Annotated in this window: 19 protein-coding genes; 7 read left to right on the forward strand and 12 right to left on the reverse strand. The window is 61.2% G+C overall.

What is annotated here, in order from left to right; genetic code table 11:
* The first annotated feature begins 120 nt into the window (after positions 1–120).
* The 6 genes from K6U75_08225 to K6U75_08250 all read left to right on the forward strand — a co-directional run bounded on the left by K6U75_08225 (position 121) and on the right by K6U75_08250 (position 9376).
* Positions 121–1002 carry a zf-HC2 domain-containing protein gene (locus K6U75_08225; protein ID MCL6475022.1) on the forward strand — a complete coding sequence of 294 codons (882 nt, stop codon included), beginning with the start codon at positions 121–123 and terminating at the stop codon, positions 1000–1002.
* Positions 1002–4493 (forward strand): hypothetical protein, encoded by a 3492-nt coding sequence (locus tag K6U75_08230; protein MCL6475023.1) that lies wholly within the window; start codon positions 1002–1004, stop codon positions 4491–4493. The genes K6U75_08225 and K6U75_08230 overlap by 1 nt, the downstream gene beginning before the upstream one ends.
* A gap of 178 nt (positions 4494–4671) precedes the next feature.
* A complete protein-coding gene (locus K6U75_08235; GenBank protein ID MCL6475024.1) occupies positions 4672–5634 on the forward strand; it encodes a ketose-bisphosphate aldolase in 963 nt (320 codons plus the stop codon).
* Positions 5635–5756: 122 nt separating this feature from the next.
* Positions 5757–6896 (forward strand): citrate synthase, encoded by a 1140-nt coding sequence (locus tag K6U75_08240; protein MCL6475025.1) that lies wholly within the window; start codon positions 5757–5759, stop codon positions 6894–6896.
* A gap of 195 nt (positions 6897–7091) precedes the next feature.
* Complete coding sequence (locus tag K6U75_08245) at positions 7092–7382, forward strand: zf-TFIIB domain-containing protein (protein ID MCL6475026.1); 291 nt, start codon at positions 7092–7094, stop codon at positions 7380–7382.
* A gap of 257 nt (positions 7383–7639) precedes the next feature.
* Entirely contained in the window at positions 7640–9376 is a 1737-nt protein-coding gene (locus K6U75_08250; GenBank protein MCL6475027.1) for a hypothetical protein, read from the forward strand.
* On the opposite strand, the gene K6U75_08255 is transcribed toward K6U75_08250, so the two are convergent.
* From K6U75_08255 to K6U75_08290, 8 genes are all read right to left on the reverse strand, one after another.
* Positions 9371–10132 carry a Nif3-like dinuclear metal center hexameric protein gene (locus K6U75_08255; protein MCL6475028.1) on the reverse strand — a complete coding sequence of 254 codons (762 nt, stop codon included), beginning with the start codon at positions 10130–10132 and terminating at the stop codon, positions 9371–9373. The two genes, K6U75_08250 and K6U75_08255, sit on opposite strands and share 6 nt — an antisense overlap.
* Entirely contained in the window at positions 10116–11918 is a 1803-nt protein-coding gene (locus tag K6U75_08260; protein MCL6475029.1) for a hypothetical protein, read from the reverse strand. Before K6U75_08260 ends, K6U75_08255 begins: the two co-directional genes overlap by 17 nt.
* Positions 11915–12808, reverse strand: a complete 894-nt coding sequence (gene argB, locus K6U75_08265) for an acetylglutamate kinase (protein MCL6475030.1) — start codon at positions 12806–12808, stop codon at positions 11915–11917. The genes K6U75_08260 and argB overlap by 4 nt, the downstream gene beginning before the upstream one ends.
* A gap of 102 nt (positions 12809–12910) precedes the next feature.
* Positions 12911–13852, reverse strand: a complete 942-nt coding sequence (locus K6U75_08270; protein ID MCL6475031.1) for a right-handed parallel beta-helix repeat-containing protein — start codon at positions 13850–13852, stop codon at positions 12911–12913.
* On the reverse strand, positions 13759–14568 hold the full coding sequence (locus K6U75_08275) for a hypothetical protein (GenBank protein MCL6475032.1): 810 nt from the start codon (positions 14566–14568) through the stop codon (positions 13759–13761). The genes K6U75_08270 and K6U75_08275 overlap by 94 nt, the downstream gene beginning before the upstream one ends.
* A gap of 188 nt (positions 14569–14756) precedes the next feature.
* Positions 14757–15731, reverse strand: a complete 975-nt coding sequence (locus K6U75_08280; protein ID MCL6475033.1) for an adenosine kinase — start codon at positions 15729–15731, stop codon at positions 14757–14759.
* A gap of 311 nt (positions 15732–16042) precedes the next feature.
* A complete protein-coding gene (locus tag K6U75_08285; GenBank protein ID MCL6475034.1) occupies positions 16043–16780 on the reverse strand; it encodes a class I SAM-dependent methyltransferase in 738 nt (245 codons plus the stop codon).
* Positions 16777–17514: an esterase family protein gene (locus tag K6U75_08290; GenBank protein MCL6475035.1), complete on the reverse strand. Its 738-nt coding sequence runs from the start codon at positions 17512–17514 to the stop codon at positions 16777–16779. Before K6U75_08290 ends, K6U75_08285 begins: the two co-directional genes overlap by 4 nt.
* Before the next feature lie 125 nt (positions 17515–17639).
* Here K6U75_08290 and purM point away from each other — a divergent pair, with 125 nt between their 5' ends.
* Positions 17640–18677 (forward strand): phosphoribosylformylglycinamidine cyclo-ligase, encoded by a 1038-nt coding sequence (gene purM, locus K6U75_08295; GenBank protein ID MCL6475036.1) that lies wholly within the window; start codon positions 17640–17642, stop codon positions 18675–18677.
* Positions 18678–18696: 19 nt separating this feature from the next.
* Here the strand turns inward: purM and K6U75_08300 are convergent, their stop codons facing one another.
* The 4 genes from K6U75_08300 to K6U75_08315 are packed head-to-tail and all read right to left on the reverse strand — an operon-like array spanning position 18697 to position 23370.
* Positions 18697–19620 carry an ABC transporter permease gene (locus K6U75_08300; protein ID MCL6475037.1) on the reverse strand — a complete coding sequence of 308 codons (924 nt, stop codon included), beginning with the start codon at positions 19618–19620 and terminating at the stop codon, positions 18697–18699.
* Entirely contained in the window at positions 19620–20639 is a 1020-nt protein-coding gene (locus tag K6U75_08305; GenBank protein ID MCL6475038.1) for an ABC transporter permease, read from the reverse strand. Before K6U75_08305 ends, K6U75_08300 begins: the two co-directional genes overlap by 1 nt.
* Complete coding sequence (locus tag K6U75_08310) at positions 20636–22198, reverse strand: ABC transporter ATP-binding protein (protein ID MCL6475039.1); 1563 nt, start codon at positions 22196–22198, stop codon at positions 20636–20638. Before K6U75_08310 ends, K6U75_08305 begins: the two co-directional genes overlap by 4 nt.
* The gene (locus tag K6U75_08315) at positions 22195–23370 is read right to left on the reverse strand and encodes a Gfo/Idh/MocA family oxidoreductase (GenBank protein ID MCL6475040.1); all 1176 of its coding nucleotides are present in this window, start codon (positions 23368–23370) and stop codon (positions 22195–22197) included. The genes K6U75_08310 and K6U75_08315 overlap by 4 nt, the downstream gene beginning before the upstream one ends.
* Between the last annotated feature and the right edge of the window lie 5 nt (positions 23371–23375).

A 23375-nucleotide genomic window follows, 5' to 3' on the forward strand; every position in this document is an offset into this window, starting at 1 on the left:
TCCGACAATTTTTATTCTGCGCGTTGTCAGAGATGAAACATTGCAAGCGGATCAGTATCTAAATAGGTGGGACGAGAAAAAGTGGGCACTCCATTTCACAGCAAGCCGGGGGATGGGACGATGAAGGTCTGCGTAGAGTGGTGGACAGCGCTGTCGGCGTATGTGGATAATGCCCTGCCGCCAGATGAACGCGAGCAGGTGGAAGCGCATCTGGAGCAGTGCGCGGGATGTCAGGAGGCGGTGGTGCATCTGCAGTCACTGCGACGGGTAGTAAGCCTTTTGCCTCCACAAGAGCCTCCGCCGATGCTGAAGGCACGCATTCTGTCGGCGACGGTGGACCAACCTACATGGACAGAACGACTGGCAATGGGCTGGCGACGGATGGCATGGCGTGCCGCGCTGACGACCGCCGTGGTATTGATAGCGATGTTTGTGTGGCAGTTTATCCCCCGACAGGTGCCTCAGATGGTGAGCACCCTCGCATTGCGTAACCCGCAGAGCCAGCCATCCGCCATGCCTCAGCGGTTCAGTGGTTCTCTATCTGCCCAAAAGCAAGGCGGTGTGGCTTCGTTGAATATGGGGACTCGTGCGGTGCGGCGTTCGGTAGCACAGCAACCTGCAGCTCCTGCGAAGACACCGTCGGTGAAAAACGAGGCAAAATGGTCTGCAGTGACTCGTGCGCGAATCACCCCTGCTCCTGCTCCGACCGATGCGTTGCAGGGCGAGCCGGTCATGGAAGAGGACGTGCCCCACATCGACGTCAATAGTCCGCCTGCGGGTACGGACAATGTGATTGCCGAACAACCGGAAGAGATGGAGGACAGCAAAACCGTCGCGACGCGCTTCACTCTTCCGGCAGAAGTCGTGCCCTCTCCAACGCAGGGACTGGAGTCTTTACGGGAGCAAATCCGCATTCGGGGTGCGGAACAACTGAAAGGGCAGCTGGAGCGTAAGATCGAGCGCAAACAGGTCGAATTGGACGTTATCAAAGTTCGGTTCTGATGAGGTTATCGGTTCGTTACATATTGCTGGCGGCTGCCGCCTTCGCAGTCATGGCGACCGCGTGGGGACAGGATAACACACCTCCCACCATACCCCTCGCGGAAGGGCGTATTACTGCCTCCAAATCGCCGTCGGCTGGTTCTCAGGTGGGACAGGCAAACGCCGACCTGCTGCGCGGCAATGGCACGCGAGCCGGCTACCTGCTGCGCTACGGCAATATCGTGCCCGAAAGCGAGCGTGTGATGGTAGACGCTCGTACCCTGCAGCGCAATCAGGACTATACCATTGACTATACGACAGGCACTATCTTCTTCACCGAGCCGGTGCGCACCTCGCAGACGATACGGGTGTATTACCGCTACGTGCCCGGCTCCAGTGAACAGCGTGGATTGCTGCAGGCTCCCTCGATGAGGCTGCAGTTCGGACAGAGCCAGCTGAACATGATGTACAGCTCCAGCGCGTTCCTGCGCCGCGAGGACGGTACCACCCTGCAGACCGATACCTACGGTATGCAGACCCGCCTGAATCTGAATAGCAACAGTGCTGTGGAAGGCTTGCTGTTCTTCTCCTCGCAGCGGGCAATACAGGCGGTGGCAGACCCCACCCTGCAACCGGGTGCGCCTTCACGTCCGAATACGCAAGCCGCCGCCGGCTCCGACCGGCTCATTCTGCAGAACCTGAACTGGAGCGTGGGCGGGCTGCAGCTGCGAGGCATGTATCAGGACGTAGGGCAGCGCTTCGCGGGTTTCGCCGCTCTGCGCGAGCAAAAAGCTGCCCCCGACCAGCTGCTCGGCTGGCTGGAGAAAGAGCGGGGGATGCGCCGCATGAGCTACGGGCTGGGCTACGTGGCTGGCGGGATGAACCTGCAGACCGATGTCAGCCGCATCACCGATGGCAAGGGGGATATCCGACAGACGCATTACAGCGTGCAGACCAAACAGATGGAGCTGCGCTTCAGCGAGACCAAGATCGATCCCCAATTCCAGCGCTTCAATGACCTGCGTGAAGACCAGCGAGCACAGTGGGCGAAGGAGCGCGGACTAACGCGCGACACCCTCTCCGCCCTGTTTCGCCTGAGCGGCAACTCACAGCTGGGTTTTGAGCGTCAGCGCATCCTCGATTCGGGTAGTAGCATCGAGCTGACAAACTACGCGCTGCAAACCGCCGGACTGAAGCTCACTTACAGCACACAGGACATCGATAAAGAGTTCACCCGCTTCAACGACCTTGCCGAGGGACAGCGGGCACAGTGGGCGAAGGAGCGAGGCTGGGTGCGCTCTTTCTTGAGGGCAGAGCTGCCTCCGTTCAAAGGCACGAACCTGCCCAACCTGTTTATGCAGCAAACCATCCGTACCGAGACGGGTAACCTGAACTTGCGTCAGATATCGCTGAACACCCAGACGGTGCAGGTGGACTATACCCGACTCGGCACCGACCCCAGTTTCGCGGTGGCAAACCTCACGCCGGAAGAGATAAACCAGATGGCACTGCTGGCGCGTCAGCAGGTGGAACCCGGCGCGAACGCCGTCACCGACAAAGACAGGCAGCAGGTTCTGCGCGAGGCGGGGTTGCAGCGAGAGACCCTGCGCATGAACATGACTGCAGCCGCCAACACACAGGTCAGCGTCATGAAAACAACGGTAGAAGACGCCAGTGGTGACGTGAAGCGCATGCAGGTCGCTTACACCAGCCCCAAGTTCGAGGTAGCTTATCAGCAGCAGAGCATCAGCGAAGGTTTCAACCGACTGGGAGACCTGACCGACCCCGAGCGCAAGCTGTACGCTGCGGAGACGGGTATCGCGCGGAGGCTCATCAGCACGCGCCTCGCACTGGACAAGAACACCGCCATCAGCGCACTGTTCGGCAATATCCGCGATTCGCAGGGTTCGATTATCAAACAGTCTTACGCCCTGCGCACGCCGCGCCTGTCGTTGTTTGCCAATATCAAGCAGGTAGACCCCACCTTCTCGCGCATTGGCGACCTGACCGAGACCGACCGCAACGACCTGAGCGGTTTGCTGGGCTTCAAGTACTTCGACATGGCGGCGCAATGGCAGGTCAGTAAAACGCTGTGGTTTGAGGGCTTCTGGATCGACTCGCACAACGCCCAGGTGCAACAGATGCACCGACGCCAGCGCCTGTACTTCCAGTATCAACCCGCGGCGACCACACGCATTACACACCTGAACGACCGTACCAACCGCGATGGCGCAACGGAAGTACTGCATCGCCAGTGGCGTGAGACCACCGCCATCGACCACGCGCTCGGAAAAGGGCTGAAGTTCTCCGCGTATCGCGATCGGGTGGAGGAAGAGGGCGTACTGCTCGAACCCACCACCTCGTTGACCAACTTCTGGCGCGTGGAATCCGACAAGAGCCGACCGGTATGGTTTGTGGTGGAGCAGAAACACCTGCGCCGCACCGACGGCTACTACGATACCGCCGATACCGTGCAGGTGCAAACGCCCGTCTCCAGGAGCGCTGTCATGCAGTTCACCGAGCAGAGGTTCGGGCGCAGCGATCGCCCTTCCGAGTTGATACGCACGGTATCCTCCCAGTGGCTGCTGCGCAAAGACCTGACCTTTGCCATGAGCCTGTCGCGCCGCACCACCAGCGCCGATACCGGCAGCCTGCTGAAGAGCTTTGCGCTGTCGGGTCCGGTGCTGAACTTTGCCAACGTCACAGGCAAGTACGACGAACTGCGCGTGGACCGCGTGAACACCAAAGCGCAGAGCGAGATATCCGTCTCGTCGCTGAAGCCGTTCAACGCACTGGGCTTGACCAACATCCAGTTCACCGGTGCATACGCTGCGCTGGCAGACAGGGCAACCTGGCAAAAAGAGACGCGCAGTGGGCGCATCACCGCGAATCTGGGCAAGCACAGCCTGCTGGCGGAATACACCTCCGCCTTTATCCCGCAGGCAGCCGACCGTTTGGTGATGCGCACGTATCAGTTCACCGTCGCCCCCATGAGCAACTTCAAAGGGGAAATATACTACCGCATGATTGAACAGCCGAATATGGGGACATGGCACGTGCGCCGCTACGCGTTAGACTGGCAGCTGAATCCGAACACCTCGATCAGCCATCAGTTCCTGACCCTGCCTGAGCAGGGCAATAACCGCGTGCAGCCGATAGGGCTGGACGTGTGGAAAATGAGCACGCGCCTGAACAGTCGCCAGGTGCTGAACGGGGAGTACCGAATCGAAACCGACTACGCCAAACGCCAGATTATCCGCCGTGCGCTGTTGAGCGTGGCTGGCAGGCTCTCTGCCCTCTCCAGTGGTGAGGTGGGTTACAGCCTGGACTCGGTGAACTACCAGGGCAACAAGGGAACAGCGCATTCCTTCCACCTGCGCTACGGCTGGCAACTGGACGATGACCATTTCCTCAACTTGAGCCTGCGCCTGACCAACTACCAGCACCGCGTGCCGCACGGTCTTTCGCGCAATGAGCTGGCGGGCGCGCTCGAGTACAAGACGCCGTTCTGAAATCTCCCGTCCGCCCCAATAACCCGTTTCCCTGTGCCGGGCACAAACGTGATATAATACACGTGGTAAGCAAAAGCCACAAGGCGCTGGTTGTCCTGTCCACAGGAAAAACCGCAAGCGCCGGCGAACATACCACCGGGTAGTGTAACCTGCCAGGGAGGAATAAGGAGACCGAACGATGATTGTTCCAACCCGTATTCTGTTCGAGCACGCATACGGCAAGTATGCGCTCGGCGCGTACAACATCAACAACCTCGAGCAGGCAATGGGGCTGTTCAGGGGTAACATGGAGTCGCAGGCGCCTTTCATCATTCAGATTAGCAAAGGCGCACGCTCCTACACCGATAAACGGATGCTGGAAGCGATTATCCGCACGGCGGAGCAGATATGGCCGGACGCGCTGTTCGCAGTGCATCTGGACCATGGTGATGAGCAGACATGCTACGACTGCATCGAGAGCGGGTTCTACTCGTCGGTGATGATCGACGGCTCGCACCTGCCCTTCGAGGAGAACATCGCGGTGACGAAGCGTGTCGTGGAAGCCGCACACGCCAAAGGCATCAGCGTGGAGGCGGAGCTGGGTATGCTGGGCGGTGTGGAAGAGCACATCTCCGTAGACGAGAAGGACGCCCGCCTGACCGACCCCGCTGAGGCGGAGGAGTTCGTCAAGCGCACTGGGTGCGATAGTCTGGCAGTGGCTATCGGCACCAGCCACGGCGCGTACAAGTTCAGCGGCTCCCAGCGGATCCATCTGGACCGCGTGGAGGCGATTCAGAAGCGTCTGCCCGGCTTCCCGCTGGTGATGCACGGTTCGTCCTCGGTGCCGCAGGAGGAGGTCGAGCGTATCAACGCCGCGGGCGGCTGCCTGAAAGGCACCAAAGGCGTGGACCCCTCGCAGTATCTGCCCGCTGCCAAACTGGGTGTGTGCAAGATTAACATCGACACCGACGGACGCCTCGTCTGGTGCCGTGTGCATCGCGAGTTCTTCCGCGACCACTGCGATAAATTCGACCTGCGCGAGCCGGGTAAAATCTTCATGGCGGAATACGCCAAGTTCATCGCCAGCCGCAACGAACTGCTCGGCTCAGCGGGACAGCTCGAGTCGGCTCGCGAATACGCGAAGAAAGCGCTGGCGAAGTAGCCCGCGCAGCCGCAATCTATCATCGCAGGCTTCCGTCTGCGGTGTAGAAGAGATTGCAACCTGTGCCAAAGGCGGCAACAAATTTGTTGTCGCCTTTTTGTTTATCTCAGGAGGTGGATTACATGAGTGAGAAAACGGAAGAACAGGTAGTGCACATGGGACTGCAGGACGTTATCGCCACCGAGTCCAGCATCTGCTTCATCGATGGGCAAAAAGGCAGACTGCTCTACCGGGGCTATGATGTGGTCGAGCTTGCCGAGAAGTCCACTTTCGAAGAGGTTGCTTACCTGCTGTGGTACGGCCGACTGCCCGGCAAAGTGGAGTTCGAGGCGTTCCTCGATAGCTTCACCGGTAGCATGGAACTGCCGATCGAAACAGTGATGATACTGCGCATGTTTCCCAAAACGGCAACCCCGATGGAGATGTTGCGCACGTCGGTATCGTCGTTGGGGCACTGGGACCCGGATAGCGGTAACACCCGCCTGGATGCTTGCCTGCGCAAGGCAATCCGCCTGACCGAACGCATCCCCCAGCTGGTGACCGCACACCAGCGACTGCGGCAGGGTATGGAACCCATTCATCCCATCCCCGGCAGGAGCATCGCTTATAACTTCCTCTATACTCTGCACGGAGAGGAACCACCTGAAGAGTGGGTACACGCCTTTGACGTGTCGCTCATCCTTCATGCGGACCATGAGCTGAATGCTTCCACATTCGCAGCACGTGTGGTTGCCGCGACGATGTCGGACATGTACTCGGCGGTAACCGGTGCTATCGGCGCATTGAAAGGACCCCTGCACGGCGGCGCCAACGAGCAGGTCATCCGGATGCTGCACGAAATCGGCGATCCGGGCAAGGCAGAAGCTTGGGTGAAGAACGCACTGGCAAACAAAGTAAAGGTACCCGGATTCGGACACCGTGTGTATCGCACCGATGACCCTCGCGCAGGCATCTTGCGTCGCTACGCCGAGCAGCTCACGCGAGGTACCCAGCACGAGTGGCTCTACCAGACCTGCGTCGAGGTAGAGCGTACCATGCGCGAGAACAGCAAGGTCTACCCGAACGTAGACCTCTATTCGGGTATCTGCTATCAAGCGATGAACATTCCGTCCGAGCTGTTCACGCCCATCTTCGCTGTCAGTCGGGTCGTTGGGTGGACCGCGCACATTCTGGAACAGTGGGCGAGCAACCGGTTGATACGCCCCCGCGCCAGGTATGTCGGACCCGATGGGCTGCACTACGTGCCCATCGATGAGCGTTAACCATTATCCGTTGCTTCGGGGTTAGCTGATAACACGCCTGATGTTGCCCGATACGCTGGCACGGACATCATCTGGAGGGCGATGCTCCTGCCGGGCCGGTTGGTATGTTGTGTCGGCTCACGCGCAGGTTTGCCCTCCCAATAACACCCCGGTTTCTGGTACAATATCCATGAAGCAACGACGGAGGAACGCACGATGACGATGCCTATATCAGGCAGGCTGTTGTGTCCAAAGTGTCAGGAGATACTGGTTCCTGTGGATAGAGACGGGGTGGAATTGGATTACTGCCCGCACTGCCGCGGCGTGTGGCTGGACCGGGGGGAGCTGGACAAGATTCTGGCGCGAGCAGGCGGACGCGAAATCCGAGTACCTCCCTCTCCCCAGCACCCGCCATACGAGTATGACGATGACTCCTATGAGGGCAAACCACGCCGGAAGCGCAAGCGGCTGAAATCCTTTCTGGAAGACCTTTTCGATTTCGATTGACCGGCGCATCCCATGCAAACACCCGCGCCAAAGGTGCTGTCCTTCCTGGTGGCGAATCTGTCGCTCAGCGGAGCAATGCAGGATAACGCGGGGTCTTCAAGGTTCCTGGTCCGCTCAAAATGACCAGCTACCTTACGTGCTTATCTCAAAAGGCTATTTTTCCGGTTTACATGCGGCGCATAAGGCTTGTCCTGTTCTGCCTGGGTTTGACAGGCTGGTTGTTTTGTGTGCTGCCAGCGGGAGCACAGCGGGTCGCGGTGGTTTGCCTGCGGTCGACTGAAGTGCCCTTGCTGATTCGTCACACTGCGACAATGCCAGGCGCGCAGGCGTTGTTGCTCAGTCGCGTGGCTTCCTCGCCGTGGCGACCATCTTCCCTCCTGTCTCGTGAGCAATGGGAGCGCAGCGCATACCTCACCCTCAATGCGGGCACGCGCGCTCGGGTAACCGAAAGCCTCTCACCAAACGGAATGGAACGGCTGCGGCAGCTGGAGCAGATAAACTGTTGCTGGGGATATCCCGTGGTCGTGGGACTGCTTCCGGAGGAACTGAAGGCAAGGGGAGTACGGTTGCACTACCTGACTACCCGTCGCGACTCACCGATGCTGCTGGCAGGTGCGCCCTTTCCCGAGGTGGATGCCCGCGTCGTTATGGATTCAGCAACCCTGTTTGCCGTGGCGCAATTCGTCTTGCGCGGGCACTCGCGGTTGATGCTATGGATAGATGCGGACACGGTGGAGCCTGCTCAGCTGGAGCCGCTGGTGCGGCGTTTGCAAACCGTCCTCACCCAACCCACCGACGTGCTCTATCTGCTGATGCCGATTCCATCCCCTTCCGAGGCGGCGAGAGGCTCCCAGCTGGGGTGGGTGCTGCGACTGGGCAGAGACGGTGAGGGCTTGCTGGTCTCAGGTTCGTCTCGTCTGCCGGGCTACATCACCCTGCCTGACCTTACCGCAACGTGGCTGTCGCACTTTGGCTGTACAAAGATGCCTGCCGGGGCGGTGGGGTTGCCCGCTCGCGTGTCGCCCGACGACAGCCCTGCTCAGACGATGCAACGCCTGTATGACTCGCTGGTGCGGCAGGCGTGGTGGAACCATACGATAGGCGCGTTGCCGACGGTGCAGCTGGTCGCGCTGGTAGTGGCATGGTTGTGGTGGTGGCGGCGGCGAGTGGTGCGTTCGTTGTGGTTGTTTCCCTGCGTAGTGCCTGTGCTGGGGATATCGCTGGTACCGGTGCTCATCTGCCTGCCTCTGGGGGGCATCTCGTGGCAGGCGCGAGTGGCAATCTGGCTTATCAGCGCGGGAGGGTTGCTCATTGCGCTGTCGCGCTTGCCGTTGAGTCAGAGCCTGCGTGGTCTGGGCACGGTTCTCCTGGTGTTTGCAGGGGTAGACCTGCTGCACGGCGGGAATCTGCTGCGCTGGAGCGGCTACGGCTATGTGCTGCAGGAAGGGGCGCGTTTCTACGGTGTGGGCAATGAGATGGCGGGTAGCCTGTTCGGGGCGCAGAGCGGGTTTCTGCTCGCGGAGAGCGGGACCTGGAGCCTGTTGCGCTGGACGCTGACCGCCGTGGCAATGGGCGCGCCGTTCTGGGGTGCGAATACGGGAGCAATGTTGTCGGCATTTGGTGTGGCGATGCTCCACGCCCTGCGCCGATGGCGCTGGTGGGGAGCAGGGATGCTATTGTGCGCACTGGCGGTTGTGGTGCTCTGGGAGTTCCTCTCGCCCAATCCGTCGCATCTGGGCAGGTTCCTGCAAGACCCGTCGCTGTGGTTACCCACGATAGCACGCAAAGCGCAGATGAATCTGAGCCTCCTGCTGAGCAGTGCATGGACGCCGCTCCTGTTGTTTGGATTGTGTGGTTTGAGGGGCGCGCCCGCGCCGGTTTGGGCAGGGGCGATTTTGCTGCTGGTGTTGAACGACTCCGGCGTGGTGGCTGCGGCGTCGATGCTGACGTGGTGGTGGGCATGGCGTGTGGCGCAGCGGGAAGCGGAGTCATAGACCGGTCGGGTGGTCAAAGAAGCGATGTTCCAGACCGAACATCCGCTGCAGATGTTCGCCCAGCGCGCGCACGCCCAGTGTCTCGGTGGCGTAGTGCCCGGCGTATAGCAGGTTGATGCCCAGCTCTTCAGCATCCAGATAGGTATGGTGCGCGCCTTCGCCCGTGATGAGCGTGTCGATACCCGTCCGATGCGCCTCGATCAGGGTGCGCGTCTGCCCTGCGCTGCCGGTGATGACGCCCACCCGCCGTGCCACTGCATTGCCGAAACAGAGGGCTTTCACCTGTGTGTGCAGGCTTGCTTCCAGACGGGACACCAGTTCCTGAAGCGGAAGCTCGGTTTCGCAAAGCACCCCAATCGGCGTGCCCTGATAATCCCCGAACCGTTCCACAGGGGATAGCCCCAGCGTGCGCGCCAGCTGCACGTTGTTGCCCACTTCGGGATGCACGTCCAGCGGCAGATGTGCCGAGTATAAACTGATGCCCTCGCACAATAGCGGCTGCAATCGCCGCCGATAGCGTCCCACCACCGGCTGTAAACCGCCCCAGAACAGTCCGTGATGCACGACAAGCAAATCGGCACCCCACGCTGCCGCCTCCTCCACGGACGCTACCGAAACGTCCACTGCCGTCATCACGCGGTGAATCGCCTCCTTGCCCTCTACCTGCAAACCGTTGAAGGCGTTGGGATAGTCGGGGATGTCCCGGATGGCGAGATAATCATCCAGATAGCCCACCAGGTCAGGCAGACGAACCATGTTGCACCTCCTGCAGTCTCCGCGTGAGCAATGCGCCCACACCCACGCCCAGAATGGCTGCCGCGGGCACAAAGCCGGAGTCGTTGAACACGAACGCGGCTCCCATGCACACCAGCCACGGTAGATACTCTCCGCGCCAGCCGTTGCGCCAGGCGGTCAGTGTACCCGAACGCCCCATCGCCCATAACGCCACGCCGATAACCAGCAACACTCCCCATGCAAACGGACTGAGTAACACACGGCTCATCAGTGCCAGCTTGGAGAGCAGGGTGTCCACGATGGCGGTGAAGCCTTCCGCCTGCCAGCGTAGCCATGTTTCCCCGATGTGTGAGGGGGATGCACTGAGGCTATCTACCCACATCATCCCGAAAGCCGCCAGCATACCCATCAGCAGCCACTGCGCACATCGCTGCGGGCGGGGCATCCTGCGCTTCCGACTCCATTCCCATGTGCAGCCCAACCCTGTCGCCGCGGTGAGCAGACCGCCCAGATTCGCTCCCCACACAGGCGTTGCCAGCACCAGTGCCGAGATGAACCAGACCACTGCCCGCCATGTCGCCTTCAGACCGAATAGCCCCCAGGCCAGCGCGCAACCCACCAGCACTCCCATCATCTCGTTGCCGATGCCGTAGAAGCGGATACCAGACAGGGCATAGGCACTATATACGGATGACTGAACCCCGTGCTGCCCGCTCACGGCATCTACCACAACCACCAGCACGCTCAGCGCGCAGGCGCGCACATAGGCGCGAAACGGCTCGTGCCATGCTCCCCAATGCGCCAGCAGGGAAAGCCCCCATGCCGACAGCAGCACATGCGCCGCATATTGTGCGAAGCGACCGGCGGGCAGGTAAGGGGCAATCACTGTGCCCGCAGGCAGCGACAGCAGGGTTCCTATCGCCACGGACAGCACTAAACTGGCGCGTTGGGGGACACGTCTTTGCCGAATCAACTGCAGTGCCGCCAGCACCGCCAGCAGCCCGCCCCCAACCTGCAGAGCGCCGAGCGGAATCAGCCCCTGCGCGTTCCAGCGGCTCAGGCGGGCGAGATGCTTGACCGTGACCAACGGCTCTTGAGCCACCACACGCATCGGGTGTTCGCCCACGTGCGGGCCAAGCCCGTGCCAGCGCAGAAGGGTCGGGGCGATGTCCACATCCGAGACCAGCCCTTCGGTTCGCGTGGTTTGGGAAGTCAGCACGCCGGTTCGCAATTCGCCACCTGCCGCGATGACAGGCGCCAATCGCTCGCCAGCAGGAGGTAGTCCGATGATGAGCAGGCGGTCGCGTTCGGGGTTGAGTGGGCTGATAGCGCGCTCCAGAGCGCGGCTGATGGTAGCCGGTTCCCCCGCTATCCACCATATCTGCAGCTGCGCAGAAGGAGATGGAGGCGAAAAGGACGGAGCCAGCAGCGCACGCACCTGCTGTTGCGATGTCTCCAGATGCAGTGTTACCGTCACACCCGCGCGCGCCAGTTCATCCGTCAGCCAGCGTACCTTCGGATAGCGCCGACGCACTGCCTCGACAGTGCCTTCGCGCGGCAGGACAAGCCGTCTTCCCGTCTGCAGGGTGAGGGCAAATCGGCTGGCGGCGTCGTTACCGGACGCACCAATGCTCATCAGCCCTGTCGCACCGTATTGCGATAGCACATACAGCCCGCCAATCTCTCCACGCTCCACCTGCTGCCACGTCAGTCCCTCTACGATGACCAGAGCTGTGGTCGGCGGTTGGGCGAGAGCCGCGGCGGTCAGGCTGAGCAGGATGGCTATGGCAAGCGGAAACCGTCTCACGGCTTAATCATCGTGCCCACGCCGTGGTCGGTGAACACTTCCATGAGAATAGCATGGGGCTGCCGTCCGTCGATGATGTGTGCCCGTTGCACACCGCTGCGCAGCGCGGTGATACAAGCTTCCAGCTTGGGCGCCATACCGCTCTCCGCCTTGCCGTTGCGCAGCAGTTCCTCCGCCTGCCCGACACTCATCTCCGAAATCAGCGAGGTCGGGTCGTTCAGGTTTGCCAGCACGCCGGGCACGTCTGTCAGCACAATCAGCTTCTCCGCACATAGCGCGGCCGCGATGGCTCCGGCAGCGTGGTCGGCGTTGACGTTGTAGCTCTTGCCATCCTCGCCGATGGCAACGGAGGAGATGACGGGAATGTATCCGGCGGCGGCAAGCACCTCGATGACCTCCGCGTTCACCTGCGTTACCTCGCCCACGTAACCGATGTCGTTGCCGCCCGGGGTCAGCTTGCGTGCTACTAACAGGTTGCCATCCTTGCCGCTCAGCCCCACCGCTTTACCGCCCGCACGGTGGATGAGCGACACGATGCCCTTGTTGGTGGTACCCGCCAGCACCATCTCCACAATCTCCATCGTCTGGGCGTCGGTCACACGCAGCCCGCCTGCAAAGCGCGGCTGCAAGCCCATGCGCTGCATCACCTCGCTGACCTCTTTGCCACCACCGTGCACCAGCACCGGTTTGATACCCACCGTGCGCAGCAGCACGATGTCCTGCATCACCTGCGCCTTGAGACGTTCATCCACCATCGCCGCGCCGCCGTACTTCACCACAAAGGTCCTGCCACTGTAGCGTTGCATGTACGGCAGCGCCTGAACAAGCACGTTCGCCTGATTCACTGCGTCCTGCACTGTACCACCTCCATGACGCCTTTTATTGTACAGACAGGAACCGTGCTGGTGCAACCCAGAAGCGCACTGCGCTGGAAGAGGGTATCTTGCTATAACCGCTGAAGTGCAGCAGCGGTTCATGAAAGCATTCGAAGACTACCTCTCCACCCCCGCTCCCCAGCCGACCGCTTCTTTGAACCCTGCTCCCTGCGGCGCAGCGATGCGGTTGTCCTGCAGGCGCACGTTTCGGCTGCTCATCACGTAGATGGCGTATCTGCCAGTGTCCTCGGTGGGACGGTCGCAGGCACGCTCGATGCGGTTGTTGCGCAGGGTGATGCCGTCCACGCCAGCCACGAAGATAGCGGAGTTATCGGTCTGCCGGATGGTATTCTCTTCAAAGGTCACGTTACGGTGGATGCCGGGTTTGGGCGGGTAGGTAAAGTCTTTCATCCACGCCATCGCGCACAGCGCGCCGGGCACTATCGCCGCGCCGTAGTTCACCCCCTCAAACAGGCAATTGCGCACCGTCACATCGCGCGTGCCGATGGACTCGAAAAAGTGCGCCACTTCCGTTAGAACGATGATGCCAGCGCTCGAGCAGCCGCGGAAACGACAGTTTTCGATCACCACGTCGCGCGTCTGAATCAGCATTCCCCGCGCACGGTTATTGCGCACTTCGCAGTCACTGATTCGCACTTTGGGAACGCGAGTGGCATTGCCGAACACATCGCCCGTGCGCAGCCCGGCGGGCAGGGCAGACTCGAAGACCACGCGCACCACACTGTCCTCCAGCACCTGCACCCGCTTGACGGTGGCTTTGGCGTAGGGTAACAGGTCGTCTACATGCGAAATCTCCATCACGTCGCCCGGGTCGGGGGTATCCATCATGCGCAGATTGTGCCTTGCCTCAATGGTATTCGCATTGAGCCGGCGCAATAGCGTCAGATACAGTCCGGACTTGATGTTTACCCCGTCGTCGCCCATCGCCTCGAACAGGCAGTCGCTCAGGCGAATCGTTCCCTTGCAGCCGCCGAAGTGCGTGGCATCGGCAGTGGTGGACATGATGCGCCCGGAACCCGGCTTTGGGACGACGCGCATCCGCTCGACCGTGAGTTGGTGCAGACAGTCGCCACCAGCCCCATGCCCGGTATCGTGTGGATGGTGACATCCTGCACCCGCACGTCGGTGCAACGGTCGCACACGAAGGCGTTGTAGCTGTACACCTGATGGCGCAGCACCACCAGCACGCCCGGCTTGACGCGAGCAGGTTGCCTCAGGTGAACGCGCAGCACCTGTGGACGAATCAACTCCGTGCGCTCTACGGTGCCGTACTCGTCCAGCCCGTGGCGCAGCGGCAGGCGCGTCTGGGGGTCATAGTCCATATATGCGCCGACCGGCTCACCGCCCTTGACGGGATACTCCGCCGGTATCTCCACGTCGAATCGGTTGCCGTCCACCGCGATGACCTTTCCCTGCGAGAAGGCGGGGCGGGCGCAATCCACCGTCAGGTTCCTCAGCGTCAGGTCATCGCACTTTTCGAACCAGAACAGTCCCGTGATGCCGTGAACCATTAATGTGGAGCCTTTGCCGTCCACCGTCAGCCCGTTGATGCCGCTCACGGGGAACAGCACCCACTGGTTGCGCCGATTACTGCCTGCGTGTACGTCATACCGTCCTTTGGGGAAAACGAGTACACAGGGGGCGCGCCGCTTGCACTCTTCCAGTGCGGCGAGGATTGCCTGCGTATCGTCCTTACCGTCGTCAGGAACGGCACCGAAGTCGGTAACCCGAACCTCCCTCAGTCGCTCTTGCATGTTCATCTCCTTCCGGGGTCTTGTTCAGGGAGCATTTCCCACTTTCGCATGATATCCAGTAAGCCTGGTTCTGGCTGTTGCCACAGCCACTCTACTTTCAGCCACAACCCTTCCAGCACACTGCTGTGGTAAATCCCTTCAGAACCTGACAGCACCGTTCTGCCTGCATTATAGCACGTACAGTCGCGCTAGGGAAGCAGGTGCGATGGTATCTCGATGCTGTCCAGCCGTGCGCCGAGCTTGGTGACCACCTGCGCCGCCGTGTATGCCGCCAGCCTGCCTGCGACGTCCAGCGCCCAGCCCTGGCACAACCCATACAGCAGTCCCGCTGCGTACATGTCGCCCGCGCCGGTAGCGTCTACCGCCTGCACGCGGAACGCCGGGATCTCATCCGCCGTGCTTCCCTGTCGAATCAGTGCGCCGCGGCTATCCATCGTGACCACGGCGACGTCGCAATATTGTGCCAGTCGACGCGCGGCGTCGTGTGGGTTGTCGGTGTCGCTCAGCTCCTGCGCCTCTGCGGCGTTGCCAATCAGCACGTCCACGTGTTGCTCCAGCAGGTGCTGAAAGTCGGCTTTGTGCCGGCGCACGCAGAAGATGTCCGACAGGCTGAATACCACGCGCACCCCCGCGCGGTTGGCTTCGTGCATGGCGTGCAGCACCGATTGCTTCTGGGTTTCCGTGTCCCACATGTAACCCGTGATGTACAGATAACGGCTCTGGCGCAGGTCGTCGATGTTCACCTCTTCGGGACGCAGCAGCTGACTGGCTCCCAGATAGGTACACATGGTGCGCTGAGCATCGGGTGTCAGCAGGATGAAGGATACGCCTGTGCTACCCGCACCGACGGCAAGATTGGGCTTGACCCCCTTGTTGCTGAGACTGCGTCGGTAAATCGCGCCATACTCATCATCGGCGACCTTACTGGTGTAGCATGCCGTGCCGCCCAGCAGCGCGACCCCTATCATCGTGTTCGCGCCGGAACCGCCCGCTTCCGAATGGATGACCCGACCCGATAGGCGTTGCAGCAGTTCCTGACGTTGCATCTCGTCAATCAGGAACATGCCTCCTTTCTCCAGTGCCAGCTGCGCCAGCAACGCCTCATCCGCCTGCGCCTGCAGGTCTACCAGTGCATTGCACATACCGAAAACGTCGAAACCCATCAGTCACCTCGCAACTTTTTTTAATAGGAGTTACGCAGTTGCGGTGGACACGTAGCAGGTCATGCTTTTTCACCAACTGCAAAGACAACTTCCTGTCATGCTGAGCGTCAACGAAGCATCTCAGAGCCTCAAAAGAGATTCTTCGCTTTGCTCAGAATGACACATTACGATGCTTTATACCGCAAGCTTCTGAACAGTCTTTCAACGGCGCAACTCCTACCTTATTCAAGCCTCCCATTGCCCGGTGAAATATCGGCTTCACTGCGACGTTATGTTATACCCCCTGTGAGGCATAAAAGGTCGGCACCGCCTCACCCCTGCAACCGCGCGAAGACCGCCTTCGCTAACCGTTTGAGGGCTGAGGGAACAGGAACATAGCTCAAACGGTCATACACGGTGTGCAACAGCAGCAGGTAGCGGTTGCGCCAGCGGTCGGCGGGGGCGTTCCGCGTCACCTTCTGCCCGAAAGTGATGGAATGGACAAAGCCCACGTGTCGGAAGCTCTCCGACCGGTAGATCGACTCCCGTGCCACCCGGCGGGGGCCTGCCCACCGGATGGTATCGTGCATCAACAGGTAGCCGCGCTCCATCAGTTTGGGGAACCACAGGTCGAAATCCTGACGCACCATCTCGTAGCGGTGGTCGCCATCGATGAAGAGCAGTTCCACCGGCTGGTCGAAGTATGCCGCCGCTTCGGCCGAGGTAGCCACGATGGGTTCTACCACCGCTTCCACCCCCGCCCGACGCAGATTAGCCAGAAATTCGTCATACGTCCACACCGGCGCGCCGCCGTGCCGGTGTTCCGTCGAGCCGGTGTGCGGGTCGATAGCCACCACTCGGGTTCGTGCCCCTGCCAGCGACCCCTTTGCCAGCCAGATGGTGGACTTGCCCTTGAAGGAGCCTATTTCCACAATCACTCCTTCGCCGGTGCAAGCCCGCGCCAGTCGGTACAGCAGTTCGCCCTCTTCAGCGGTCAACCACCCCTCTACGCCGGAGGTGATGTCCAGCAGCTCCTGCCGAACGTCTGACGATATCGGCGGAAGGTTCACTGTCCCATCGCTTCCATCACGAACTGTAACACCTGCTGAATATGTTCGTCCCAGTAGTCCCACGTGTGCGCGCCCGGAAACTCGTGGTAGACATGCGGGATGCCCAGTGACTCCAGATGTGCATGGAAGGCGCGATTGTCCTCAATCAGAAAGTCTTCTACCCCGCAGTCCAGCCACAGTTTGGGCAGCTGTGACCTGTCCACCTTCTCTATTAGCGCAAAAAGGTCTTTGTCGGAGCCCTGCGGGTTCTCTCCGAAGATGCGCTTGAAGTCTGGCGGCATCTCATCGGTGATGGGCTTGTGTCCAACGGCGACTGCTCCCGAGAGACTGGCAGCCGCGACGAAACTCTCGGGGTGATGCAGGGCAAGGCTCATCGCGCCATAGCCACCCATCGATAGCCCCGCGATGGCGCGGTGCTGGCGGTCTCGGGCGGCAGGGAAAAGCCGCTCCGTTTGTCCCACCACGTCCTTCATGATATGGTCCTCGCAGGAATCACCGTTCACCGCGTTGGTGTACCAGCCTCTCCCCCCGTCGGGCATCACCACAATCAATGGCAAGTCGCGCACATACCACTCAATCCGACTGCGACGAAGCCAGATAGAAGCATCGTCGGATAACCCGTGCAACAGGTAAAGCACTGGAAAAGGTCCTTCGCCGCTGTCCGGCAGTACGACCACCATCTCCGATGCTTTCCCCAGCGACTGGCTGAAAAAGCGCAGTTGACACAGTGCCATGTTCTGTAACCTCCTCGACATTACTTTCTCTCATAGAGCCGGCAATGTCCTGCCCGTCGCCATTTGACGCCTCGTGCTTCAGCGGTTATAATGTGCCCGTAGCGATTTGCAGGGAGGCGATAGAGATGCCAGAGGAACCGGTGACTTACCGCCAGGCAGGTGTGGATATCGACGCCGCACATGCTGCACTGCTGCGCATGAAGGAACTGATTCGCGCCACCCAAACGCCGCAGGTGCTGGCAGATGTAGGCGCATTTGGTGGGATGTTTCAGCTGGACATCAGCCGCTACCGCCAACCGGTACTGGTTTCCAGCGTGGATGGCGTGGGCACCAAGCTGAAGGTGGCGTTCATGATGGGACGTCATGACACCGTCGGGCATGACCTGGTGAACCATTGTGTGAACGATATCCTCGTGCAGGGGGCGCAACCGCTTTTCTTTCTGGACTACTTCGCTACCGGCAAACTGCAGCCGGAGGTGCTGGTGGAGGTCGCGAAGGGGTTGTCCGAGGCGTGTCAGGAAGCAGGCTGTGCCCTGCTGGGCGGTGAGACCGCCGAGATGCCCGGCATGTATGCGGACGGGGAGTACGACCTCGCCGGAACGATTGTGGGTATTGTCGAACGGGATGCCATTATCGACGGTAGCCGCGTGCAGCCCGGCGATGCCGTGATTGGACTGGCTTCGAACGGCTTGCACACCAACGGCTACTCGCTGGCACGGTATGTGCTGTTCGAACTGGCGGGTATGCGCGTGGATAGTTATGTGCCCGAGCTGGGAACCTCGCTGGGTGAGGAGCTGTTACGCCCGCACCGATGCTACCTGCGCCCCATCACGGCGGCGTTGCAACAGTTTGACATCCACGCGATGGCACACATCACCGGCGGCGGTTTCTATGATAATATCCCGCGCGTGCTTCCCAGCGACTGCCGGGTGATTATCGACCGCCGTTCGTGGGAGGTGCCGTTCATCTTCCGACTGATTCAGGAGAAGGGCAACGTGCCCGACCCCGAGATGTTCCGCACGTTCAACATGGGCATCGGCATGGTGGTGATTGTGCCGCGCGAGCAGAGCCTCGCGCTGGTGGAGTTCCTGCAGGTGCAGGGCGAGGAGGCGGCGTTAATCGGTGAAGTGCAGCGCGGCAGTCACGACGTGCAAATCATGTAGTTTCGGCAACGGAAGACGGTTACTCTCCTTCTTCCTGCTTGCCCAAATCCTCCGGCGGGGTGGAACGACCAACCAGTCCCGCTAAAGCGATGATGGTGAGCAGGTAGGGCAGGGAGAGCAGCACTTCCGAAGGGACGCGCACCCCGAACAGCGTTTCGCCCTGCAATCGCTGTTGCAGTGCATCCAGAAAGCCGAAGCCCAGCGCGGCAGCGGTAGCACCCAGCGGAGTCCATCTACCGAAGATGACCGCTGCCAGTGCAATGAAGCCTTTACCTGCGCTCATGCCTTCGGTGAAGACGTTCAGCTGGCTCAAAGAGAGGTAAGTGCCCGCCAGCGCCGCCAGCGCACCGCTCCACATCACGCAACGGTATCGGATGGCGGCGACATCGATGCCTGCCAGTCGGCTCTTGCGTGCGCTTTCGCCCGCCGCTCGCACGCGCAGTCCCCACATGGTGTGGTAGAGCAAACCGTGTAACACGAACGGCAGGACGAGCATCAGCACCACAAACGGGCTTTGACGGGATAGCAAGCCGCCCAGCAGTGGTATCGGCTGGAGCCATTGCAGACTCCATTCGGGCACACCACTTGCGCCCGGAGGCATGGCGAAGAAGCGGCGCAACAGAAACACGGTCAACCCCGCTGCAAGGAGATTCACCGCCATACCGCCCACCACGTGGTTGGCGCGGAACCTCTGGGTGAGCAGGGCGTGCAAAAAGCCCAGTAGCGCACCAGCCAGCATACCGCACAGCACGCCCAGCCAGCCGTTACCCAGTGCAACCGCTGCTGCCCAGCCCACGAACGCGCCCATCAACATCTGCCCCTCGAGGCCGATGTTGACCACGCCGCTGCGTTCGGACAGGATGCCACCCATCGCTGCCAGCGCAAGCGGGGTTGCCAGCCGAAGCGCACTGCGAAACAGTTCGATATCGAACACCTCGCCCATCAGCTACTCCTCTGCCGGAAGCGCATCGCCGCCAGAAAGAAGATAATTACCGCCTGCACCACGGTGGTAATCTCTCGGGGCACGGCGGGAACGGTTACCGACTGCATATACACCGCGCCGTTCTTCATCGCGCCAAAGACAAAAGCAGCAAGCACCGCACCCAGCGGATGGTTATTGCCCAGCAGGGCGACCGCAATCCCGTCGAAGCCGTAGCCGGGCGAGAACTGGTCGTAATAGCGATGGTGCACGCCCAGCACCTCGACCGCTCCCGCTAGACCGCCTATCGCCCCGCTGATTGCCATGCTTGTCCATATCACGCGCGAGACCTGGATGCCAGCCGCTCGCGCCGCCTCGGGGTTTGCCCCCACCGCCCGCAGTTCATAGCCCCACACCGTACGCTTCAGCAAATACCACAGTATCAGCGCGGTCGCCAGCGCTATCAGCAGTCCAACACTGAGCCGGGTGCCTTCTACCAGGGTGGGCAGCCACGCCGAGGGCAACACTTCAGGTGTCTGCGGCGACATGGAATTGGGGTCTTTCCAGACCCTGGTGACCAGATACTGCGTGAGATAAATCGCAATGTAGTTCATCATGATGGTGGTGATGACTTCGTGCGCGCCTCGCCACGCCTTCAGGATGCCCGGTATCCAGCCCCAGATTGCGCCCGCCAGCGCGCCAGCCAGCAACGCCAGCACCACATGCAAAGGCGCAGGCAGACCCGATATCGCAAACCCCACCCATGCCGACGCCAGCGCGCCTACCAGCAGTTGCCCCTCGACGCCGATGTTGAACTGTCCCGCCAGCAGTCCGACCGCCACCGCCAGACCGGTAAACAGTAGTGGAGTGGTGTTCAGCAGGCTTTCGGGCAGAGCGCCCGGGGCAGACACCGCGCCTTCCCACCATGCGGCCAGCGCGGGTAGGGGAGGACTGCCTGACAGCGCGATGACCACCGCCGCGACGATGACCGCTACCACAAACACAACGGCGGGGAGCACAACGGCGCGCCACGCGGTTCTCATGCGCCCCCTCCTTTGACCGCGCCGACCATCAACGCGCCAATCTCCTCGCGCCGTTTGCGCTCGCCTTCCACCACGTCCACCATGCGCCCATCAAAAAGCACGCCCACGCGGTCACACAGGGTAAGCAGTTCGTCCAGGTCAAACGACACCACCAGTGCGCAGGCTCCCTGTCCACAGGCGTCGCGGATGGCATGGTGAACGGCTCGCGTGCTGGCGGCATCCAGTCCCCGCGTCGGTTGTCCCGCGATGAGCAGGGCAGGGGGTTCCATCAGCGCACGTCCGACCACCACCTTCTGCTGGTTGCCTCCGGACAGGGCGGAGAACGGCGCATCGGCGGCAGGCGCGCGCACCGCGAACCTGTGGATAATCTTCTGAGCGAACTCTTTCATGCGCGCAAACGACAGGGAAAACCTCGAACCGAACCTGCCCTCTCGCTGAAGACCCAGCGCCGCGTTCTCTGCGACCGACCATTCCAGAATCGCCCCGCGCAGATGGCGGTCCTCGGCGATGTAGCGTACGCCTTTGTGCAGGCGCACGGCAGGAGGCGCGTGTGTGATGTCTTCACCGTCCAGCCAGATGCGCCCCTGTGTTGGGGATACCAGCCCCATCAGGGCATCGATGAGTTCAGCCTGACCGCTACCATCTACGCCAGCGATACCGAACACCTCGCCCGGGTAGACCTGCAAAGAGACACCTTTCAGCCCTGCCCGACTGCGCACGGGAGGCACGGTTAGCCCCTCTACCCGCAAGCGAGGCTGGTCGCTCAGCCTTTTGCCCTGCAGCATCTCTTCCTCGGGCAACACCCCCTCCTCGCCGACGATGAGCCTTGCCAGCGTGCGGGCGTCGACCTGCGGCGGCGCACCCGGCTTTTCACGCACCGTCATGGTGGCAACTACCTCGCCAGCCCGCAATACGGTCACCTCGTCCGCATGTTCCAGAACCTCCTGCAGCTTGTGCGTGACCAGCAGCACCGTGCGTCCCTCCTCGGCGAAACGGTGCAACAGCGCGAAGAACGCCTCAGCGTCGGCAGGAGGCAAAACAGCGGTTGGCTCATCGAAGACAAGCACGCGCGCGTCGCGCAACAGCAGCTTCAGTATCTCCACCTTCTGCTGCTGCGATACCGATAGTGAGCCTGCGGGAGCATCCCAGTCCGCCTGCAGCCCAATGACCTCAGCCAGCTCCTTCGCCCGCGCCCGCACCTGTGAGCGAGGCAGGCGAGAAAACAAGGCTCCTTCGCCGCTGAGCATCAGGTTCTCCAGCACACTCAGTCGGGGGATGAGCGCATAGTGCTGGCTGACCATGCCCACGCCTGCCTGCAATGCCTCCGCAGGCGAACGGAAGCGCACAGGTTGTGCATACAGGTACACCGTGCCGCTATCCGGTGGGAAGACGCCGTACAGGATGTTCATCAGGGTGGTTTTGCCCGCGCCGTTTTCGCCCACAATCGCATGGATAGTGCCCTGTCGGACGGAGACGGTGATGTGGTTGTTCGCCTGCACCGCTCCAAACCGCTTGCAGATATTTTCCATGTGCACGACAACAGGCGTATCGTTGCTCATTCCTGCACGCTTTGCTCCAGGCAGACGGCTCTGGCGATATTGGGGTCGGTGCGGCGTATCTCTTGCGCCACCGGCTTCGCCTGCGAGGCGGAGCGCAGCTCGGCAAGGAGTGAGTCGTATTCCTCGCCATCTAGAGGCAGGGACACCGGCTTCTCTCTCTTTGCGGAGAGAATGATAGCGTTTGCCAGCTCAAGGCTCCGCAAAGCCTCCTCTCCCGGGGCGATCAGACGATGTTCTGTTCCCGTCAGCACCCGCGCGAAGTTGCGGATGACCGCTTCGTGCCCGGTAACCGCTTCCGGCAACTCGGTAGCGACAGGTTGCGCTGCGGGGAGCTCCCACATATCCTGTGCCTCATGCATATATTGCGGGATGGGAGGAACAATGCGCGTGACCGTCACCTGCTCGCCGTCGATCACCACCTTGCCTGCCTCACCGACGATTTCAAAGTAGCGGGTAGGGGGTACCTCGTTCACATTCACGTAGAGGTAGCCATGCGCTCCGTTCGGGTACTCCAGCAGGGCGAATGCCTCATCTTCCACCTCTATCTGGTGGTAACGGGTGCGTATCTGTGCGTTCACCCGGCACGGCATTCCCGCCAGCCAGCAGAAGATATCCAGATGGTGCGGTGCTTGATTCATCAGCACCCCTCCGCCTTCCCCTGCCCACGTGCCCCGCCATGCAGCTGAGCGGTAATATGCCTCATTGCGGCACCAGGTGGCGATGGTGTGCGCTCGCAACAGGTTGCCCACGATACCCTCTTCCACCGCTTGCCTCGCGATGCGATAGTGCCTTTCGGTGCGCATCTGCAGCATGGCACCGAGCAGGCATCCGCGCTGACGCGCCGACTCCACCATACGGCGACCTTCGGAAGTACTGACCGCCAGTGGTTTTTCGCAGAGCACATGCACGCCGTGTTCGAAGGCGCACTCGGCGATTTCCGCGTGCAACGGGTGCGGTGTGGCGATAAGCACCGCGTCTACCAGCCCACTGCCCAGCAGTTGCCGATAGTCGGTAAAGCCGGGTACGCCAAACTGTTGTGCCACCTGCCGGGTGCGTTCTGCCGAAGCGGAGCAGACCGCGGTGAGCTCGGTCTCTTCGATACGCTGGACAAGGGTGGCATGCGCCACACCCATACCACCCACCCCAATGACGCCAAAGCGCACCCGTTGCATGAAGA

This window comes from Bacillota bacterium, from assembly GCA_023511455.1.
Classification (GTDB): domain Bacteria; phylum Armatimonadota; class HRBIN16; order HRBIN16; family HRBIN16; genus HRBIN16.

Coding starts and splice junctions, on each gene's coding strand:
- K6U75_08225 (MCL6475022.1), top strand. CDS start 121: ATGAAGGTCTGCGTAGAGTGGTGGACAGCGCTGTCGGCGTATGTGGAT.
- K6U75_08230 (MCL6475023.1), top strand. CDS start 1,002: ATGAGGTTATCGGTTCGTTACATATTGCTGGCGGCTGCCGCCTTCGCA.
- K6U75_08235 (MCL6475024.1), top strand. CDS start 4,672: ATGATTGTTCCAACCCGTATTCTGTTCGAGCACGCATACGGCAAGTAT.
- K6U75_08240 (MCL6475025.1), top strand. CDS start 5,757: ATGAGTGAGAAAACGGAAGAACAGGTAGTGCACATGGGACTGCAGGAC.
- K6U75_08245 (MCL6475026.1), top strand. CDS start 7,092: ATGACGATGCCTATATCAGGCAGGCTGTTGTGTCCAAAGTGTCAGGAG.
- K6U75_08255 (MCL6475028.1), bottom strand. CDS start 10,132: ATGGTTCGTCTGCCTGACCTGGTGGGCTATCTGGATGATTATCTCGCC.
- K6U75_08270 (MCL6475031.1), bottom strand. CDS start 13,852: ATGCGCGTCGTCCCAAAGCCGGGTTCCGGGCGCATCATGTCCACCACT.
- K6U75_08275 (MCL6475032.1), bottom strand. CDS start 14,568: ATGCAAGAGCGACTGAGGGAGGTTCGGGTTACCGACTTCGGTGCCGTT.
- K6U75_08280 (MCL6475033.1), bottom strand. CDS start 15,731: ATGGGTTTCGACGTTTTCGGTATGTGCAATGCACTGGTAGACCTGCAG.
- K6U75_08290 (MCL6475035.1), bottom strand. CDS start 17,514: ATGGCACTGTGTCAACTGCGCTTTTTCAGCCAGTCGCTGGGGAAAGCA.
- purM (MCL6475036.1), top strand. CDS start 17,640: ATGCCAGAGGAACCGGTGACTTACCGCCAGGCAGGTGTGGATATCGAC.
- K6U75_08300 (MCL6475037.1), bottom strand. CDS start 19,620: ATGGGCGAGGTGTTCGATATCGAACTGTTTCGCAGTGCGCTTCGGCTG.
- K6U75_08305 (MCL6475038.1), bottom strand. CDS start 20,639: ATGAGAACCGCGTGGCGCGCCGTTGTGCTCCCCGCCGTTGTGTTTGTG.
- K6U75_08310 (MCL6475039.1), bottom strand. CDS start 22,198: ATGAGCAACGATACGCCTGTTGTCGTGCACATGGAAAATATCTGCAAG.
- K6U75_08315 (MCL6475040.1), bottom strand. CDS start 23,370: ATGCAACGGGTGCGCTTTGGCGTCATTGGGGTGGGTGGTATGGGTGTG.